The following is a 20,417-nucleotide window of genomic DNA, read 5'->3' on the forward strand; positions in this document are numbered from 1 at the left end:
GAATACGGGTTGGTTGAACTAATAGAGGCCAGTTGTCGACTAGATAAGAGGGCGTTGGTCGCGGTGTCAATAGACGGCTTTAGTTAACTCGTGAATTACGCGTTAATCAGAAAGTTCCTACGGGTGCGCCGCAGAATGCCTCGGCCTGATGGCGAAACAAGCCACGTAACCAAGGCGTTTTTATGTTTTTTAACGCAGGTTAATCTGCAGGCATTCACAGCAGTGCGGGGTGTTGCCAGACAAGGATTATCTGTTGCGGAACATGAATAGTTCACGCATCTGATAGTTTTTATCAGGAGGGGAGTGTACGGCGATGTTTCATTGAGGCGGGGGTAACTTCCATCCGTGGAAGTTGTCGGTAGCGCGGCGAAAGTTCTCAGGCGTGGTTGAGAAACTTGCTGAGAAACTGTTGGGTGCGTGGCTCTTTCGGATTGGCAAACAGTGCTTTGGCTTCACCTTGTTCAACAATCACGCCTTTATCGAAAAACACTACCCGGTTGGCCACGTCGCGGGCAAAACCCATCTCGTGGGTGACGATCACCATGGTGCGTTTCTCTTCAGCCAGACTGCGGATGGTCGACAGCACTTCACCGACCAGTTCCGGGTCGAGGGCCGAGGTCGGCTCGTCGAACAGGATCACTTCCGGCTCCATCGCCAGCGCCCGGGCAATCGCCACGCGCTGTTGCTGACCGCCAGAGAGGCGGCGCGGATAGGCATCCTCTTTGCCGGCGAGGCCAACCTTGGCCAGCAGCCTTTTGCCCAGGGCAGTGGCTTCGTCGCGTGGCATCTTCTTGACCACGATCGGGCCTTCAATGACGTTCTCCAACGCTGTGCGGTGGGGAAACAGGTTGAAGTTCTGGAACACGAAGCCGACGTGCTGGCGCAAGTTACGCACCAGGCTCTGCTGCTGGTTCAACGGGCGACGGGTATCGATTTCGATATTGCCGACCTTGATCCGGCCGCTGCTGGGCTCCTCAAGGAAATTCAGGCAGCGCAGGAACGTCGTTTTACCCGAGCCGCTGGGGCCAATGATTGCCACCACCTCGCCTTCCTGCACCTGCAGATCGATGCCGTTGAGCACCACTTGACCCTTGAATTGCTTGGTCAGTTTTTCCACGACGATCATGGGGTCAAGACTCCTGGTCGTGCCGATTGACCCGCTCTTCCAACTTGTTCTGGAAGTGCGAAAGCACTGTGGCCAGAATCCAGTAGATCAGCGCGGCGGCAAGATACATGGTGAAGACTTCGAAAGTCCGGGCGGTAATCAACTGCGCCTGGCGGAACAGTTCCGGTACCTGAATGGTGGCAGCCAGCGCGGTGTCCTTGACCAGTGAAATGAAGCTGTTGCCCAGCGGCGGCAATGCCGTGCGCATGGCTTGCGGCAGGATGGCCCGGCGCAAGGTCTGCGCACGGGTCATGCCGATGCTCGCAGCGGCTTCCCACTGACCCCGTTCGATCGAACCGATCGCAGCGCGCAGGATTTCACAGGCGTAGGCGGCCATATTCAGTGAGAAGCCGATCAGCGCTGCTGGCAGCGGATCGAGTTCCAGGCCCATTTGTGGCAGGCCGTAATAAATTACGAACAGCTGCACCAGCAACGGCGTGCCACGAAAAAACGACACATAGATGCGTGCCAGCCAACTGACCGACTTGAAGCGCGACAGGCGCATCAGCGCCAGGCCGAAGCCCAGCAGCAGGCCGAAGAACATCCCGCCGAGGCTGAGGACTACCGTGTAGTACGCGCCCTTCAACAGAAAGGGCGCGGAATCCAGCGCGAGTTGGAAAGCTTCTTCCATTATTTAGTAACGTCTGCGTTGAAGTATTTCTTCGACAGCTTCTCAAGAGTGCCGTCAGCACGCAGTTCGCCGAGAGCCTTGTTCACCGCAGCCAGCAGTTCAGGTTCGCCTTTACGCAGGGCGATACCGGATTCCTGACGGGAGAAGGCTTCACCGGCGGCCACGGTTTTCGGGGCTTTCTTGGCGTATTCGAGCGCGGCCAGACGGTCGATCAGGATGGCGTCGGTGCGACCGTTGTTGAGGTCGGCAAACTTGGTCGGATCATCGTCGTAGGTGCGCACATCGGCACCCGGCACGTTGGCGCGGACCCACTGCTCGTAGTTGGTCCCCAGACCTACACCGACTTTCTTGCCGGACAGGTCAGCAGCGGTCTTGATGTTCAGTGCCGCTTCTTTGCTTTTCAGCACCAGGGCTTGAATGCCGGAGACGGTGTACGGTTCAGAGAAGTCGTACTTCTTCTTGCGCTCATCGGAGATGGTGACCTGGTTGACCACGAGGTCCAGACGCTTGGATTCCAGCGCAGCGAGAATGCCGTCCCATTTGGTCGGCTGGATCTTGGCTTTGACGCCGAGTTTCTGTGCCAGGGCTTCGGAGAGCTCGACTTCGAAACCGGACAGCTTGCCGTTTTCGTCGACGAAACTGAACGGTGGGTAAGTGCCTTCCAGGCCGACGTTGAGAACGCCTTTGTCCTTGATCTGCTGCAACTGCTCACCGGCCACTGCCTGGGTGATCAGGCCGGTGCTCAGCGCCAGGCCCAGCGAGCCGACCAGCAGAGTGCGACGTAGTGCGGAAAAATTCATGACAAGCCCCTGTGTTTTCTTATGGAAGACGCTTAAGGAAGTAGGCAAATTCGTGATGTTGAACGACAGCGCTATCCTGCCTTAAAGCAGCTTATGCGTCTCGCCCGAAATTCGCCTGCGGCGAGACTATATGACGACGTCGTTAGACTTGAAAATACTAAATTACTGATCCTTTAGTCTTTTATCGAATATATCTGTGGCGAGGGAGCTTGCTCCCGCTCGGCTGCGCAGCAGACGCAAAATCTGCCACCACAATCCAATTGAACTCAGTGATGGCTGAGTTTCGGGGCGCTTCGCACCCCAGCGGGAGCAAGCTCCCTTGCCACAGGATTATCTGCAGCCAGGAGGATCAGGTGTTCAGAAAATCCTTGTACGCAAACAACGCCGGCGCGCCACCGGTGTGCAGGAAGATGATCGGGCCGTCCTCGAAGCGCTGCCGGCCAATGCCGTCGAGCAGGCCGGCCATGGCCTTGCCGGTGTAGACCGGGTCAAGCAGCAGACCTTCCTGGCCCGCCAACAGTTTCACCGCGGCCAGTGTGCCGGCATTCGGTTCGCCATAACGCGGGGCGAAATATTCATCCCACAACTCGACCTTGAAGCTGGCCGGCAGCTCGACGCCGAGCAGCTCTGCCGTGCGTTCGGCCAGACCTTGCACCTTCGGTCGCTGATCTTCTTCACTGCGCGAAACGGTCACACCAATCACCGGCAATTGTGGCAACGCTTCCTGCAGGGCCAGCGCCAGACCGCTGTGTGTCCCGGCGCTGCCCGAGGCCAGCACCACCGCGGCGAAATCGAGGCCGCTGTCCTGGATCTGCTCAGCCAGCTCCAGACCTGCGCGCACGTAACCCAAGGCACCGAGTGCGTTGGACCCGCCAATCGGCACCAGATAGGGTTTCTTGCCATTGCTGCGCAGGCGCACGGCGAGGGCGGCCAGTTGTTCGTCGGCATTGTCGAGGTTGTCGACCAATTCGACTTTGGTGTCGAACAGACCGAGCAGCAAGCGGTTGCCGTTGCCGGTGTAATTGCTGTCATCGGTGCCCAGCGGATTCTCCAGCAGGGCCACGCAGCCGAGGCCGAGCCTGGCGGCGAGTGCGGCGGTCTGGCGGACGTGGTTCGATTGCAAGGCACCGGCGGTGATCAGCGTGTCGGCGCCTTGGGCCAGCGCATCGGCGGCGAGATATTCGAGTTTGCGCAATTTGTTGCCACCCATGGCCAGCGGCGTCAGGTCATCGCGCTTGATGTACACCTCGCGGCCGAGCCATGCGGACAGACGCGCAAGTCTTTCCAGCGGGGTGGGGTGGCTGAGCAGGTCGAGGCGTTTAAAGCGTTCCAGTTGCTGTTTGAGCGGTTGTTTAAACATGGTTCCGTACTGGCGCAGAGAGATAAACGGACTATAGGCACGCCCTTTTGCAGGGGCAACCGCCAATCGCTTATAGCCAAACGAACTGAGCACAGCACTATCAGTTCTTAATTCGCCTTGGCAGGCATCCCTTAAAGTGGTTGCGGTGACGCGGCCAGACAGTCCGGCCGCCCGTGAGGAGTCTTTACCGTGAGCGAGCGTTCCAGCCATTGGCAACTACAGACCATCGTCGGCCAGCTACGCAGTGCGCGGGATCAATGGCGCGCCCGGAACGGCCGGGCCTCCGGCGAGCAGGGCGGACGCGAGTTACCGTCGCGAGCGGCGATGGCGGAGATTCTCGAAGCGCTCTGCGGCGCCTTGTTTCCGATGCGTCTGGGTCCGGTGGACCTGCGCGAGGAAAGTGAAGATTTCTACGTTGGCCACACGCTTGATGTCGCGCTGAACGCGTTGCTGGCGCAGACGCGGCTGGAACTGCGCTATGTCGCCCGGCACAGCGCGCAGGATGATAGCGAAGTCGAAGCCCGCGCCATCCAGATCGTGCAGGATTTCGCCCTGGCATTGCCGGGTCTGCGCACGTTGCTCGATACCGACGTGCTGGCGGCCTATCACGGTGATCCGGCGGCACGCAGTGTCGATGAGGTGCTGTTGTGCTATCCGGGAATTCTCGCCGTCATCCATCATCGTCTGGCGCACCATTTGTACCGCGCCGGGCTGCCGCTGCTGGCGCGGATCAGCGCGGAAATCGCCCACTCGGCCACGGGCATCGATATTCATCCGGGGGCGCAGATTGGCCGCAGTTTCTTTATCGATCACGGCACCGGCGTGGTGATCGGCGAGACCGCGATTATCGGTGAACGCGTGCGGATTTATCAGGCAGTCACCCTGGGGGCCAAGCGCTTCCCGGCGGATGAAGACGGCCAGTTGCAAAAGGGCCATCCGCGCCATCCGATCGTCGAAGACGATGTGGTGATTTACGCCGGGGCGACCATTCTCGGGCGGATTACCATTGGCAAGGGCTCGACCATTGGTGGCAACGTCTGGCTGACGCGCAGCGTGCCGGCGGGGTGCAATCTGACCCAGGCGAATCTGCAGCATGATGACGGGACGCAGAAGTAGGTTTGTGAATTTATGTTGTTGCTTCAGGCCCCTTCGCGAGCAGGCTCGCTCCCACATTGGATTGCGTTTCTAATGTGGGAGCGAGCCTGCTCGCGAATGGATGTCAGGCCGAATCGAGATAATCGTCCTCAGCCAATTCATCAGTGAACGAAACGCGGCAAACCCACGTCATACGCCTCCTTGGGCTACTGTAGGAAATCTACCGCCCAGCCTTGCGATTAGTCCTTACTACCCTATCCATGTTTAACTTGAACGTTCATTCAAGTTAAACCGGTGGTTCGCTGCCCGCTCACAACAGGAGGCTTGCCTTTGCTGAGTCCGATCATTTCAGCCATGTTTCATTGCTTCGAGGTGCACGTTTCATGAGTGCATCGTCCACCCCCGCCAGCGGTCTGGTGCGCATGAACCCGCCGGTGTTCTACTTCGCCGCGACGGTGATTCTGCTGTTTGGCCTTGTCGTCATCGCCATGCCTGAACAGGCCGGCGCCTGGTTGCTGGAAGCGCAGAACTGGGCGGCCAATACGGTCGGCTGGTATTACATGCTCGCGATGACCCTATATCTGGTCTTCGTGGTGGTCACCGCGTTATCCGGCTACGGCAAGATAAAACTCGGTGCCGACCACGACGAACCCGAATTCAGTTACCTGTCCTGGGCCGGCATGCTGTTCGCCGCCGGGATCAGCATCACGCTGTTTTTCTTCTGTGTTTCCGAACCGCTGACCCACATGCTGCAACCGCCGCAGGGCGAGGCCGGTACGGCGGATGCGGCGCGACAAGCGATGCAGATTCTGTTTTTGCATTGGGGCCTGCATGGCTGGGGCGTGTTCGCCTTTGTCGGCATGGCGCTGGCCTACTTCGCCTATCGTCACAACCTGCCGCTGGCCCTGCGTTCGGCGCTTTATCCGCTGATCGGCAAGCGCATCAACGGCCCCATCGGCTATGCGGTGGACGGCTTCGGTATCATCGCCACGGTGTTCGGTCTCGGTGCCGACATGGGCTTTGGCGTGTTGCACCTGAATTCGGGCCTGGACTATCTGTTCGGCATCGCCCACACCCAGTGGATTCAGGTCGGCCTGATCACGCTGATGATGGGCGCGGCGATCATCGTTGCGGTCTCTGGCGTCGATAAAGGCGTGCGGGTGATGTCCGATATCAACATGCTGCTGGCCTGCGGGCTGTTGCTGTTCGTGCTGTTCGCCGGGCCGACGCAGCACTTGCTTAACACGTTGATCCAGAACGTCGGCGACTACCTCGGCGCCTTGCCGATGAAGAGTTTCGACCTCTACGCCTATGACAAGCCGAGCGACTGGCTCGGTGGCTGGACGGTGTTCTACTGGGCCTGGTGGATCGCCTGGTCACCGTTCGTGGGCCTGTTCATCGCGCGGATTTCTCGCGGCCGGACCATTCGCGAATTCGTCTTCGGTGTGCTGCTGATCCCGCTTGGTTTCACCCTCGCGTGGATGTCGATTTTCGGCAACAGCGCCCTCGATCAAGTGCTCAACCACGGCATGAGCGCGTTGGGCATGTCGGCCCTCGATAATCCGTCGATGACTCTCTATTTGCTGCTCGAGACCTACCCGTGGAGCAAAACGGTGATCGCCGTGACGGTGTTCATCAGCTTCGTGTTCTTCGTGACGTCCGCCGATTCCGGCACCGTTGTGCTCTCGACGTTGTCGGCCAAGGGCGGCAACCCGGATGAAGACGGGCCGAAATGGCTGCGGGTATTCTGGGGCGCGATGACTGCGCTGATCACCAGCGCCTTGCTGTTTTCCGGCAGCATCGATGCGCTGAAGTCTGCCGTGGTGCTGACCTCCTTGCCGTTCTCGTTGATCCTGCTGCTGATGATGTGGGGCCTGCACAAGGCGTTCTATCTGGAGTCGCAGAAGCAGATTGCGCAACTGCATTCGCTGGCGCCGGTCTCCGGTTCGCGGCGCGGCACGGGCGGCTGGCGCCAGCGCCTGAGTCAGGCGGTGCATTTCCCTTCGCGCGATGAGGTGTACCGTTTCATGGACACCACGGTGCGCCCGGCGATTGAGGAAGTGACCGCGGTGTTTGTCGAAAAAGGCCTGAACGTGGTGACTCAGCCAGATCCGGCGCATGACAACGTCAGCCTGGAAATCGGCCATGGCGAGCAGCATCCGTTCATCTATCAGGTGCAGATGCGCGGCTACTTCACACCGTCCTTCGCCCGTGGCGGCATGGGTTCCAAGCAGCTCAACAACCGCCGCTACTACCGCGCCGAAGTGCATCTGAGCGAGGGCAGTCAGGACTACGATCTGGTCGGCTATACCAAAGAACAGATCATCAACGACATCCTCGACCAGTACGAACGGCACATGCAGTTCCTGCACCTGGTGCGTTGATCGACGACTCGGCGCTCAGCAGCTTCAGGCCGAAATAAGCTTGATGGCGGTTGCGCGGCTATGCCTGCAAAGTCTGCGGTGTGTGATCCGCCGCCTTCGTGGGCAAGCCCGCTCCCACAGTTTTTTGGGTTGATACAGAGTTTGTGAACGACGCGAAATCCTGTGGGAGCGGGCTTGCCCGCGAGGCATTTTGTCAGTCGACAATTGAAGTAGCTGACACTGCGCTTTCGCGAGCAAGCCCGCTCTCACAGGTGTGCGCAATTGCGCAGGACGCTCTCGCGTTCGATGACTGTGCATTGCAACAAATTCAGCCGCTGCACCTCATCGCACGGCAGCACCCCAAGGCTTTCCAGCACCCGCGTTGCCGCCAGCACTCCAATCTCCAGCGCCGGCGGCTTGACCGTGCTCAGACTCGGCAGCAGCATCTCGGCAAACGGGTAATCGCCGAAGCCCAGCACGGCGCAGTCTTCCGGGATTCTGATTCCGGCGCGTTGTCCGGCGAGCAAGCCGCCGGCGGCGAGGTTATCGTTGGCGAAGATGATTGCGTCGGGTCGCGGTGAGGCATTCATCAAGACGTCCATCGCTTGCTTGCCGGCCTCGAACGGTGCGCGGTCGGCGTCTGGGGCGAACACCCATGGCTCAAGCCCTGCGGCGCGCAACGTCGCGGCATAACCGTCGCGGCGCTCCAGTGCACTGAAGTCGCCGGGCGCGCTGTTTTGTACAAACGCGATGCGTTGGTAGCCTTTTTCCAGCAGATGTCTCGCTGCCGCTACGCCCACTTCAACATGCGAGAAACCAATCTGCATCGGTCCACGTTCGGGTTGGTAATCCCAGGTCTCGATGACGGGAACATCTGCCTCGGCAATCATCTTCTCCGTGCCCGCGCTGTGGAAATGGCTGGTCAGCACCAGCGCCGCCGGCGACCAGCCGAGGAATGCGCGCACGGCGTTTTCTTCCTGCTCGATATCGAAGTAACTCGACGCCAACAACAGCTGATAACCGTGACGGCTGAGGGTGTCGCTGAAGCCTTGAATCGTATTGGCGAAGATTGGCCCGGAGATATTCGGGATCACCATGCCGACGATTTTCCCTCGCGCCGAAGCCAGACCGCCGGCGACGAGATTGGGCACGTAACCCAATTCGGCCACGACGGCTGCAATCCGTTCTCGGCGCTCGGGCGAGACCTGTTCGGGCTGGTTGAAATAACGCGACACGGTGATCGCCGAAACACCGGCCTTGCGCGCCACGGCACTCAACGTCACACGGCCGGCGCCTCGGCGTTTGCGCGGCTTTTGTTCGCTCAAGGCTCAGTCCTTTATAAAAACAAAATCGCATATAAAAGTAATTTTTCAGTATTTGACGATCTATGCGGGGCTTGCCAATACTGCTGATGTTAGCGCTAACAAAGCGCGTTGTCTGCTACTCGCTCGAGCGAATGCCGAAGACAGATTTCAGGCGCTGTCGTCGCAGAACGGCAGCGGTTCAGGGCCATTTTCGAGCGGATGCACATGAATAACTTTCCTGGGGCGAGACACACACTGGCGCAGGCGATTCGCGCCGCGGGCTGGATCTTTACCGGGTTGGCGGCGCTGCCGTTGCCTAGCGCATTTGCCGCTGACAGCAGCGATCAGGAACCGACCCTGAAATCGGTGACGGTCAGCGCCACCCGCCGCGAAGAGTCGCTGCAAAAAGTACCGGTGGCGGTCTCGGTGATCGACGGCGAGCAACTCGAGCGCGACAACCGCAACGGTGTGGCGAGCATTGTCCAGCAAGTGCCGTCGCTGAATTTTCGTACCGGTGCATCGAACAAGGACACCTCGTTGTTTGTTCGCGGCGTCGGCACGATTTCCACCTCGCCCGGCGTCGAGCCGACCGTGGCCACGGTGATCGATGGCGTGGTGTATGCGCGTCCGGGGCAGGCGACGCTGGATCTTCTCGACCTGCAGCGTGTCGAGGTATTGCGCGGGCCGCAGGGCACGCTGTTCGGCAAGAATGCCTCGGCCGGAGTGCTCAATATCACCAGCAAGGCGCCGACCGCCGAGACTCATGGCTACATCGATCAGGCGTACTACAGCGGCAACGAAAGCCGCACTCGGTTCGGCATTGGCGGCAGCCTGATTCCGGACACGTTGAAGGGTTCGATCAGCACTTTGTTCGGCACCTATGACGGTAACGTCGACAATCAGCACAACGGCCAGGAGGTGAACGGTTATAACCATCGCGGCGCACGCGGCAAGCTCGAATTCACGCCGAACGATGACGTCACGTTCACCCTGATTGCCGACTACATGCAGTCCCATGATGACGGCCCTAACGGCGTCGTCAGCCAGTCGTTGACCCCGGCCTTCGCCAATGCGCTGAGCCCCGTCAATGCCACCGCTCACAATCGTGACATCAACACCGACACCCGCTCTCACGTCGAGGACGTCAACAAAGGTCTGTCCGGCCAGCTCGACTGGCAACTGGGCGATTACACGCTGACTTCGATCACCGCGTGGCGCGGCTGGGACAACACCCAGTATCAGGACGGCGACCGTCTCGGCGCTGTAACAGCCGCGTTCCCGGGTACGGCGGACAAGGGCGATCTGGCTTTCGACCAATACTCGCAGGAGCTGCGTCTGGCCTCGCCGAAAGGCGAATTCCTCGAATACGTCGGCGGCTTGTTCTACATGCACGGCAAGGACGACGAGACTTATCAGCGCACGTTGACCACTACCACGCGCACCGATCGCGGCGTCGCCGATTACAGCACCACCAGCGACAGCTACGCGGTGTTCGGCGAGAGCACGCTGAATTTCACCTCGGATTTTCGCGGCATCGCCGGGCTGCGCTACACCCACGATGATCTGGAATACGATCATCGCCGCGTCTCGACTTCGGCAGCCACCGTCAGCGGCATTCAACCGGCGACCAGCAGCTCAGGCTCGGTGGACGAAGACGGTTGGTCCGGTCGCCTCGGTGTGCAGTACGACCTGAGCGACACGGTGACCACCTACCTGACCTACTCGCGCGGCTACAAAGGCCCGGCCTACAACGTGTTCTTCAACATGCAGCCGCGTGACACCGAAGCACTGAAGCCGGAGACCTCGAACACTTGGGAGGCGGGAATCAAAGCCACCTCCTGGAACAATCGCCTGACCACCAACCTGGCGGTGTTCCACAGCGAGTACGACAACTATCAGGCGAACTTTTTCGACACCGTCGCCGGGCAAGTGGTGACGCGGCTGATCAACGCCGGCAGCGTCATCAGCGAAGGTGTCGAGCTGGATTACGCCTTGCAAGCCACCCGGCAGTTGAAGTTCTCAGGCGCACTGGCCTACACCCGCGCACGCATCGACGAATTCGCCTGCCCGGCCGGCGCGGCGGCATCGTGCAACGTCAACGGCAAGCCGCTGCCATTCAGCCCGGACTGGAAAAGCTACGTGCGCGCCGACTACACAATCCCGCTGGACAACGGCCTGGATATCGAACTCGGCACCGACTACAGCTGGCAGAGCGAAGTGCAGTACGACATCAGCCAGAATCGGGACACCAAACAGGGCGCGTATGGGCTATGGAACGCTAGTGTCGCATTGGCCGATTACAGCGATGGCTGGCGCGTCGCCTTGCTCGGCAAGAACCTCGCCGACAAGTCGTATTCGCCGTTGCTGGCCAGTGGCGGCAGCTACATCTATCGCGCCGTGCCACGGGATGACGAGCGCTACTTTGGCGTGCAACTGCGCAAGGATTTCTGAGATGAGCAGACAGATGAAACTCGGTGCGTTTCTCATGGCGACCGGGCACCACGTGGCGGCGTGGCGGCATCCGGATGTGTCGGCAAATGCGGGGCTGGACTTTGCCCATCACAAACGCCTGGCGCAGATCGCCGAAGGAGCAAAGTTCGATGCGTTGTTTGTCGCCGATAGCGTTGCCGCACCGACCCAGGACATCGCCAGCCGCATGGCCCGTTCCGATCACTTCGAGCCGTTGACGCTGCTCTCGGCATTGAGCGCGGTCACCGAGCACATCGGTCTGATCGCTACAGCGACCACCAGTTACAACGAGCCGTATCACGTCGCACGCAAGTTCGCTTCGCTCGATCACCTGAGCGGCGGGCGCGCCGGCTGGAATCTGGTGACCTCGGACAACGCGGCCGAAGCGCTGAATTTCGGGCGCGATGAACATATCGGCCATGCCGAACGCTACAGCCGTGCGCGCGAATTTCACCAGGTGGTCACCGGGCTTTGGGACAGTTGGGAGGACGATGCGTTTGTGCGCAACAAGGTCAGCGGCGCTTATTACGATCCCGCAAAGCTCCACGTGCTCGATCATGTCGGCGAGCATTTCCGGGTCAAAGGACCGCTGAATGTAGCCCGCTCGCCACAGGGCCAACCGGTGATCATCCAGGCCGGCTCTTCCGAAACCGGGCGCGAACTGGCGGCGCAAACGGCAGAAGTGGTGTTCACCGCGCAGACTTCGCTGGCCGCTGCTCAGACGTTTTATGCCGACATCAAAGGGCGCTTGAGCAAGTTCGGGCGCGATCGCGACGCGCTGAAAATCATGCCAGGCGTATATGTCGTGGTGGGTGCCACCGAGGCTCAGGCGCAGGAAAAGTCTGAAACGTTTCAGCAATTAGTCGAACCCGAGGTGGGCGTCGCGCTGCTTGGGCGTATGCTGGGCAACTTCGACTTGGCGAAGTATCCGCTGGACGGGCCGCTGCCTCTGTTGCCATTGACTGATAGCGGTCAGCAGAGCCGGCAGAAACTGCTGACCGAACTGGCGGGCCGGGAACAACTGACCCTCGCTGAACTCGGTCGAAAAATCGCCGGCGGGCGTGGGCATTACAGTCTCGTCGGTACGCCTGAGCAGATCGCCGATCGCCTGCAGGAGTGGTTTGAACAGGGCGCGGCGGATGGCTTCAATGTTCTGGTGCCGCACCTGCCGGGCGGACTGGAAGATTTCGCCAATGGCGTGGTGCCGGAACTGCAGCGGCGTGGGCTGTTCAGAACTGAATATGAGGGTCGGACGCTGCGCCAGAATCTGGGGCTGGGCCGACCCCGAAACAGATTTGTGTAATCGCTTATGTGGCGAGGGAGCTTGCTCCCGCTGGGCTGCGAAGCAGACCCAAAACCTGCAGGGTGCATTCATTCAGGTAGTACCGGGGTGGATGGATTTGCGGTTGCTGCGCAACCGAGCGGGAGCAAGCTCCCTCGCCACATAGTTTGGTTTCACCCCTCAATTTGCTGTATCAAACAAGAGAGGATTCGATGACTTACACCGCTGCCGAAAACCGCTACGACTCCATTCCTTACCGCCGCGTCGGCCGCAGCGGTCTGGTGTTGCCGGCGCTGTCGCTGGGCCTGTGGCACAACTTTGGCGACAGCACGCCGATCGACACCCAGCGCGCCTTGTTGCGCACCGCGTTCGACCTGGGTATCAACCACTTCGACCTCGCCAACAACTACGGTCCGCCCTATGGCAGCGCCGAGACCAATTTCGGTCGCCTGCTGCGCGAAGACTTCAAGCCCTACCGCGACGAACTGATCATCTCCAGCAAGGCCGGCTGGGACATGTGGCCCGGCCCTTACGGCCAGGGCGGTGGTTCACGCAAGTACGTGCTGGCCAGCCTCGACCAGAGCCTGCAACGCCTCGGTCTGGACTATGTGGATATCTTTTATTCGCACCGCTTTGACCCGGACACGCCGCTGGAAGAAACCGCCAGCGCCCTCGCCACTGCCGTGCAACAGGGCAAGGCGCTCTATATCGGTATCTCGTCTTACTCAGGGGTGAAAACCCGTGAAATGGCTGCACTGCTGAAAGAGTGGAAAGTGCCGTTGTTGATTCATCAACCGGCGTACAACCTGCTCAACCGCTGGGTGGAAAAGGACTTGCTGGACACCACCGATGAACTCGGTACCGGCGTGATTGCGTTCACACCGTTGGCGCAGGGTCTGCTGACCGACAAATACCTCAACGGCGTGCCGGCGGATGCGCGAGTCAATCGTCCGGGCGGCGGTTCGTTGCAGGCCTCGCATTTGTCCGAGGCCAACATTACCCATGTCCGGGCGCTGAATGAAATCGCCCGCCGTCGTGGTCAGAGCCTGGCGCAACTGGCGCTGGCATGGACACTGCGTGATTCGCGAGTGACCTCGGCGCTGATCGGCGCAAGCCGGCCGCAGCAGATCATCGAGAACGTCGGGGCCTTGAGCAACCTGAGCTTCAGCGCTGAGGAGCTGGCGGAGATTGACCGGTTTGCCCAGGAGGGCGGGATCAATCTTTGGGAAAAACCGTCGACGGCGGAATAAATGATGCCCGCGCCCGCTCTCTCGCCGCAGAGAGCGGGCGCGAGGTTTTCCGACGGCAAAGCGTCAGATCAAGCCGCCTTCCTCTTCGTCGATCAACTGGCTCAACCCGCCCAGCGCCTCACGCGCCTGCGTGCGGTCCATCAATTTGGCCTGGGCCGCCGGTGGCAGGTCGGTGACGCGGATCACGCCTTTCTGGGTCAGCACCTGAATCAGGTCGTCGAGGACCCGAATCATTTCAAAGTCGCTCTGCTTGAGCTGCCTGAGGCTGTTTTCCACCGCCTCGTTGGCGTACCACGCCTGGATTTCATGGTTATCGGCGGGCAGCGTTTCCGTGGCCTCGGCATAGGCCGCGGCTTCCACGCGAATCAACTGACCTTGCGCATCGCGTTGCACGTAAAACATTGAGCATCCCTCGGAAGTGAACCAGCGTCATGCTGTCAGCAGCATAGCCAACTGCGCGTCAGTATGCGGTGCGACGGCGAAATCGTCACCGGGGGTGATCGGCACAGATGCAGCGGCCGCCTCGAGGGCGGCCGCTTCATCCAGGCATCAGCTGTTGTTGTGGTCGACCTTGATGGTCGGGTCGCTGCCGGCGATCAGGTTGTGCAGGCTGGCGCTCGACCAGTTGTTGCCTTCGAGTTTGATCGTCACGTCTGGCGTGGCCGCGGCGGCGTCAGCCGAATTGAACTTGCCGCCCGAGCTGACTTGCAACGACGACACGCCATCGACCGTGGAGATCTTCAGGAAGTTGTCGATGGTGCTGCCGGTCTCGCCCTGCAACAGGTCGCGCAGGTCGATGCGGTCGCCTTCGCTGGCTTTGAAATCCTTGATCACATCATTACCGGTGTCGCCTGACTTCCAGACGAAGGTGTCGCCACCGGAACCGCCGATGAGGATGTCGTTGCCCCGACCGCCGATCAGCGTGTCGTTACCCGTACCGCCGAGCAGGATGTCATTGCCTTTGCCGCCGTCGAGCAGATCGTTGCCGCCGGAGCCGAACAGGATGTCATTGCCCGCGCCGCCCAGCAGCGTGTCGTTACCGTCATGCGCGCCGGACACATCGAACGCCTGATAGTGTTCGGTGATGTACTGGTGCACGTTGCTGGTGCTGACTTTGCTGACCTCGACCCCGGTTTCCTTGGCCACGAAGGCCTGCATCGCCTGATAACCCTCGCCGGCGATGCCGTTGAAACTCACCAGATCGCCGAACAGGATGTCATTGCCCTCACCACCGTTGACGGTGTCGCTGCCCGGCAGCGTTGCTTCGGTGTGACCGATGATCGAGTTGGCGAGGTCCTTCGGATCGATGTTGGTCTGTGGCGTCTTGTCCGAATCGTACGGCTTGAGGTCGCTGAGGCTGACGTCGTTGTTCAAGCCGATTGCTTCGACGCTCGATAATCCGCTGAGCAAGGCAAAGCCGCTGGCCGAGTTACTGGTCGTCGACGTGTTGGTGCTGTTGCCGGTACCGGCCAGGTTCGACAGCTCGTAAGTGCCGTCGCCTTGCGCATGAATGGTGCCCAGGTTACTGCTGCTCCAGCCCCACCACGAGTTGTAGGTTTGCAGGGTCACGGTGCCAGCGCTGTTGATCGTCAACGCGTGGGTGTTGTCGATGTAGGTGCTGAAGGTGTCGCCCGGCTTGTAGTTGCTGGTTTTCACCACATCATCGAGCTTCACATTGCCGTACAGCGTCGGGTTGGTCTGCTCGCCGCTCTGGTAGTAGGTCGGCTGGCCGTCGGTGATGAAGTAGGTGAGGTTCTTCGCCCCGGTGTTGGCCACAGCGTCAGCGCTCTGGAACCAGTTGGCCGTGGTCTTGAACACGTCCTCGTAGTTGGTGCCGCCGCCGGAACCCATCGAGTCCAGCACTGCCTTGAGCTGCGCCAGTGCGTTCGGATCATTGAGGTTCACCGACACCGACTTGTTGACCTGGGTATCGAAGTCGACGAGGAAGATGTTCACGGTGCCCGAGTTACTGCCGCCCAGACTTTGCTTGAGGCTGTTGAACACCGATGTCAGCGAGTCCTTGGCGGCGTTGAGCGAGGTGCTGCTCATGCTGCCGGAACTGTCGACCATGAACGCGATGTTGTAATTGGTGCCCGGCACCACGGTCAGACCGCCGATGTCGGCGACCATGATGTCGTTGCCGTCGGTGCCGTTGAAGGTGTCGTCGCCCGCCGTCGCAACCGTGGCGTTGTAGACCGCAGGCACCACGGTCACCGGGATGGTCGCGGTGCTGCTGGCCGAGCCGCCGACCTGTTCGGTGGACGTCGATGTCACGGTCAGGTTGAACTGGCCGTTGTAATAGGTCGGCGGGGTCACCGTCAGGGAGCCGAGGTTCCAGCCAGTGATATTGGCTTCGCCATTGCTCGCAGTGACGGTGAAGCTATGGCCGGCGCCATCGCTGAGGACCGAACCAACCGGGGCACCACTGATTTTCAGGCTCAGGGTTTCCGAGCCGTCGGTGTCGGTCAGCGCTGTGGTGATGGCCGACAGTTTCACCGTGGTGCCTTCGGCGCCCGTGTTGAGTTTGTAGCCGTCGTAATAGCCTTCGCCGTTGCTGCCGTGCAGATCGGAAACGGTCACGCCGGCATTGATCAGATCCTGCACGCCGGTGTAGATCGGCACACCCGCGTTGCTCAGGTCGATCGGCGCGCTGCCATTGACTGACAGGTTGACGTCGTAGCTGCCCGGGCCGCTCTGGTTGTGGTGGTAGATGTCCAGCGTGTAGTAGCCGCTGGTGGTCGGGGTGAACGAACCGTTGATCGCACCGCCCGCGCCCCAGGTCCCCGACGCCACGCTTTTGCCGCCGATGGTGATCAGCAGGCTGTCATCGGCGATGCCGCTGAAGGTGTAAGTCTTGCCGGCTTCCAGATAGATCAGGCCCGAGGTCTTCGATGCCGTGCCGGCGGCGACGCTGCCGTCCGACTGCACATTGGTGACGCTGCCGCTGGTGTTCGGTTTACCGGCACCGTCGATGACGTTTTTCAACGTGGTCGAGTCGGCGCCGTTACCGCTGGTGCCCAGGCCCGACAGGCCGGTCCAGACTTCCTTGATCAGTCCGGTGGACTTCACGCTGTTATCGGCCACGCCCACGGTCGGTGCGTCCGCCACGGGGGTGATGTCGATCTTGATTGTGCCGGTATTGCCCAGCGCCTGGCCGTCGGTGGGCTGGAACTTGATCTGCGCGTAGTCCGCCTGGTTGTTGCCCACACCGCTGCCGCCGTAACCGTTGGTGCCCGATTCATTGGCATCGGGCAGGAAGCGCAGTTTGCCGGCGTCGATATCGGCCTTGCTGAAGGTCTGGTTGGTGGCGACGTCTTTCCAGGTCGAACCGTCCAGATACTGCAGTTTGCCTTCGCCTGGCAGCTGGGTGATTTTCACGCCGAGGCTGCTGGCCGGGCTATCGACATCGCTCACACCGAAGGTCGACCAGCCAAGCACCAGCGGCGTGTCTTCGGTGCCGGTGACGTTGCCCGGCGCGGCGACCGGTGCATCGTTGACCGCCACCACGTTAACCGTGGTGGTCGCAGTGTTGGAGTAATTGCTGCCATCGGTCACCGTCACGGTGATGATGCGCGGCACGGTGCTCGGGTTTTCACTGCCGTTGGTGAAGCTGATGTTCTTGATGACCTGCATGTAGTCGGCCAGCGTCGCGTTGCCGGACAGCGTCAGGGTCACCGTGCCGTTGGTGCTGTTGGCGTTGATGGTGATGCCATTGACGCTGTTGCCCAGGTTCAGCGCATCGCCGTCCTGACGGTTGGTCAGTACCACGGTGGCGCCGGTCAGCAGGGTGCTGTCCGGGTCAGTGATGCTGAGGTCGGTGTCGGCAATCGACACGCCAGCGCCCGGGGTGTTCTCGGTGAACGTCACCTTGTAGTCGGCACCGGTGGCGCCGCTGGAATTGTTGGCGTCCAGGTCGAGCACGGGTGGTGCGTCGTTGTCGATGATCGAGGTGCTGACGCTGCCATTGGTGGCGCTGACGGCGAGGTTTTCAAAGTTGCCGCCGGTGGCCGAATCGATCTTGACCACGAAGTTCTCGGTGCCTTCGGTGATCTTGTCATCGAGAGTAGCGACGTTGAACTGCGCACTGCTGGCGCCCGCCGGGATCTTCACGGTGTACACACCGGTGAAGTCCGAACCGTCGGCGGCAGTACCGCTGTAGACGATTTTCAGGGTCACTTCGGTTTGCGCCGGGTGATTCAGGCTGACGGTGTAGCTGGCGGTCTGGCCTTCAGTCACCGAAGTGCTGCCGCTGATGCTGACGGTGGTGGTGTCGACGGTGTCGGTGACGGTTGTCACGGCTGGCGTTGTGCTCGGCACCAGGTTCTCGAAGTTGCCGCCAGTGGCGCTGCTGATCGTTGCCTGCACGGAACCGGCGTCTTTGTAGACGTCATCGGTTGGTGCTGGAACGGTCACGGTGCCGCTGGTTTTCCCGGCTTCAATGGTAATCGTGGCGCCGTTGGACAAGGTCACGGTGACTGGCGAGCCGGCGGCGTTGGTCAGTGTCGCGGTGTAAGTGATCTGACCGCCCTCGGCCACGGAACCGGTCGCACTCAGCGACAGAGTGGTGGTGTCGACGGTGTCGGTCACGTTTGTGCTGACCGGGGTTTTGTCGGCGACGAGGTTTTCGAAATTGCCACCGGTCGCGTTGGTGATCGAATTAACCAGCGGCGCGTGGCCGGTCAGTACATCGTTCGGCACGACGGCGGTCGCGGTGCCAGTGGTCTTGCCGATGTCGATCGTGATCTGCTGACCATTAGCCAGGGTTACGACCACTGGCGAGCCGGTGACGGGGGCTCCGACTGTTGCGGTGTAGACGACATTGCCACCTTCGGCCGCCGTAGCGGTCGCGGTCAGTTTTACGGTGGTGGTGTCGATCGTATCGGTGACGCTGGTGACGGCTGGTGTGCTGCTGGTGACCAGCTTCTCGAAGTTGCCGCCGGTGGCGTTGCTGATCGTTGCCTGCACCGAGCCGGCGTCTTTGTAGACGTCATCGGTTGGTGCTGGAACGGTGACATTACCGCTGGTTTCGCCAGCTTTGATGGTGATTACCGCGCCATTGGACAGGGTCACGGTCACTGGCGAGCCAGCGGCGTTGGTCAGGGTTGCGGTGTAAGTGATCTGACCGCCCTCGGCCACGGACCCGGTCGCACTCAGCGACAGGTTGGTGGTGTCGACGGTATCAGTCACGGTGGTGCTGACCGGGGTTTTGTCGGCGACGAGGTTTTCGAAGTTACCGCCGGTCACGTTGGTGATCGAATTGCTCAGCGAAGCCTGGCCAGTCAGCGCATCGTTCGGGGCGGTGAAGGTTACGGTGCCGGTGGTTTTGCCGACTTCGATGGTGATGTTCTGACCATTGGCCAATGTCACAACGACAGGTGAACCGGTCACTGGCGCGCCAACCGTCGCGGTGTACGTGACGATCCCGCCTTCGGCAACGTTGGTATCAGCCGTCAGCTTCACCGTTGAGGTATCGATGGTGTCGGTGACAGCTGTCACGGCTGGCGCAGTGCTTGGCACCAGGTTTTCGAAGTTGCCACCGGTGGCGGTGCTGATCGTTGCCTGAACCGAGCCAGCGTCTTTGTAAACGTCATCGGTTGGCGCTGGAACGGTTGCAGTGCCGCTGGTTTCGCCAGCCTTGATGGTGATCACGGCGCCGTTGCTCAGCGTCACGGTCACTGGCGAGCCTGCGGCATTGGTCAGGGTTGCGGTGTACGTAATCTGACCACCTTCAGCCACGGAGCCGGTCGCGCTCAGCGACAGGTTGGTGGTGTCGACGGTATCGGTGACAGTGGTGCTGACCGGAGTTTTGTCGGCAACGAGGTTTTCGAAGTTACCGCCGGTCACGTTGGTAATCGAGTTGCTCAGTGAAGCCTGACCAGTCAGCGCATCGTTCGGTGCGGTGAAGGTCACGCTGCCGGTGGTTTTGCCAACTTCGATGGTGATGTTCTGACCGTTGGCCAACGTCACGACGACTGGTGAACCGGTCACTGGCGCGCCAACCGTCGCGGAGTACGTGACGATCCCGCCTTCGGCAACGCTGGTATCAGCCGTCAGCTTCACCGTTGAGGTATCGATGGTGTCGGTGACAGCTGTCACGGCTGGCGCAGTGCTTGGCACTAGGTTTTCGAAGTTGCCACCGGTGGCGCTGCTGATGGTTGCCTGCACCGAACCGGCGTCTTTGTAGACGTCATCGGTTGGCGCTGGAACGGTTGCAGTGCCGCTGGTTTCGCCAGCTTTGATGGTGATTACCGCACCGTTGCTCAACGTCACGGTCACTGGCGAGCCAGCGGCATTGGTCAGGGTTGCGGTGTACGTAATCTGACCACCCTCGGCCACTGTGCCCGTCGCGGACAGCGACAGGTTGGTGGTGTCGACGGTATCGGTCACGGTGGTGCTGACTGGTGTTTTATCCGCCACAAGGTTTTCGAAGTTACCGCCAGTGACGTTGGTGATCGAATTGCTTAGCGACGCCTGTCCGGCCAGCGCATCGTTTGGTGCGGTGAAGGTCACGCTGCCGGTAGTTTTACCAACTTCGATGGTGATCTGCTGACCATTAGCCAGGGCCACCACCACGGGCGAACCGGTCACTGGTGCGCCAACGGTAGCGGTGTAAGTGATGGTCCCGCCTTCAGCCACCGAGGTATCGGCGGTCAGTTTGACGGTCGAGGTATCGATGGTGTCGGTGACAGTCGTCACAG

General features: G+C 60.6%; 11 protein-coding genes and 1 pseudogene. 5 read left to right on the forward strand and 7 right to left on the reverse strand.

What is annotated here, in order from left to right; genetic code table 11:
• Positions 1–376: 376 nt before the first annotated feature.
• The 4 genes from tcyN to HU743_RS23155 all read right to left on the reverse strand — a co-directional run bounded on the left by tcyN (position 377) and on the right by HU743_RS23155 (position 3,956).
• Positions 377–1,126 carry an L-cystine ABC transporter ATP-binding protein TcyN gene (gene tcyN, locus HU743_RS23140; RefSeq protein ID WP_186551515.1) on the reverse strand — a complete coding sequence of 250 codons (750 nt, stop codon included), beginning with the start codon at positions 1,124–1,126 and terminating at the stop codon, positions 377–379.
• Between the two features lie 4 nt (positions 1,127–1,130).
• Positions 1,131–1,796: a cystine ABC transporter permease gene (gene tcyL, locus HU743_RS23145; RefSeq protein ID WP_186622017.1), complete on the reverse strand. Its 666-nt coding sequence runs from the start codon at positions 1,794–1,796 to the stop codon at positions 1,131–1,133.
• A complete protein-coding gene (tcyJ, locus tag HU743_RS23150) occupies positions 1,796–2,596 on the reverse strand; it encodes a cystine ABC transporter substrate-binding protein (RefSeq protein WP_186551513.1) in 801 nt (266 codons plus the stop codon). The genes tcyL and tcyJ overlap by 1 nt, the downstream gene beginning before the upstream one ends.
• 349 nt (positions 2,597–2,945) lie before the next feature.
• On the reverse strand, positions 2,946–3,956 hold the full coding sequence (locus tag HU743_RS23155; RefSeq protein WP_186651434.1) for a D-cysteine desulfhydrase: 1,011 nt from the start codon (positions 3,954–3,956) through the stop codon (positions 2,946–2,948).
• 189 nt (positions 3,957–4,145) lie between these two features.
• On the opposite strand from HU743_RS23155, the gene epsC reads away from it, so the two are divergent.
• Both epsC and betT read left to right on the forward strand, forming a co-directional pair.
• Complete coding sequence (gene epsC, locus HU743_RS23160) at positions 4,146–5,072, forward strand: serine O-acetyltransferase EpsC (protein ID WP_186622023.1); 927 nt, start codon at positions 4,146–4,148, stop codon at positions 5,070–5,072.
• Between the two features lie 401 nt (positions 5,073–5,473).
• Entirely contained in the window at positions 5,474–7,435 is a 1,962-nt protein-coding gene (betT, locus tag HU743_RS23165; protein WP_186651444.1) for a choline transporter BetT, read from the forward strand.
• Positions 7,436–7,680: 245 nt separating this feature from the next.
• Here the strand turns inward: betT and HU743_RS23170 are convergent, their stop codons facing one another.
• Positions 7,681–8,739 (reverse strand): LacI family DNA-binding transcriptional regulator, encoded by a 1,059-nt coding sequence (locus tag HU743_RS23170; protein WP_186651436.1) that lies wholly within the window; start codon positions 8,737–8,739, stop codon positions 7,681–7,683.
• Between the two features lie 204 nt (positions 8,740–8,943).
• On the opposite strand from HU743_RS23170, the gene HU743_RS23175 reads away from it, so the two are divergent.
• The 3 genes from HU743_RS23175 to mgrA all read left to right on the forward strand — a co-directional run bounded on the left by HU743_RS23175 (position 8,944) and on the right by mgrA (position 13,719).
• Positions 8,944–11,169, forward strand: a complete 2,226-nt coding sequence (locus tag HU743_RS23175) for a TonB-dependent receptor (RefSeq protein ID WP_186651438.1) — start codon at positions 8,944–8,946, stop codon at positions 11,167–11,169.
• 1 nt (position 11,170) lies between these two features.
• A complete protein-coding gene (locus HU743_RS23180) occupies positions 11,171–12,490 on the forward strand; it encodes an LLM class flavin-dependent oxidoreductase (protein WP_186651440.1) in 1,320 nt (439 codons plus the stop codon).
• A gap of 191 nt (positions 12,491–12,681) precedes the next feature.
• A complete protein-coding gene (mgrA, locus tag HU743_RS23185; RefSeq protein WP_186651442.1) occupies positions 12,682–13,719 on the forward strand; it encodes an L-glyceraldehyde 3-phosphate reductase in 1,038 nt (345 codons plus the stop codon).
• Between the two features lie 63 nt (positions 13,720–13,782).
• On the opposite strand, the gene HU743_RS23190 is transcribed toward mgrA, so the two are convergent.
• Both HU743_RS23190 and HU743_RS23195 read right to left on the reverse strand, forming a co-directional pair.
• Positions 13,783–14,121, reverse strand: coding sequence for a tryptophan synthase subunit beta (locus HU743_RS23190; RefSeq protein WP_186551506.1), 339 nt, complete (start codon positions 14,119–14,121; stop codon positions 13,783–13,785).
• A 147-nt stretch (positions 14,122–14,268) separates the two neighbouring features.
• Positions 14,269–20,417: pseudogene (locus HU743_RS23195) on the reverse strand (LapA family giant adhesin); the annotation flags it as partial.

Source organism: Pseudomonas sp. SWRI99 (assembly GCF_014270125.1).
GTDB lineage: Bacteria > Pseudomonadota > Gammaproteobacteria > Pseudomonadales > Pseudomonadaceae > Aquipseudomonas > Aquipseudomonas hamedanensis.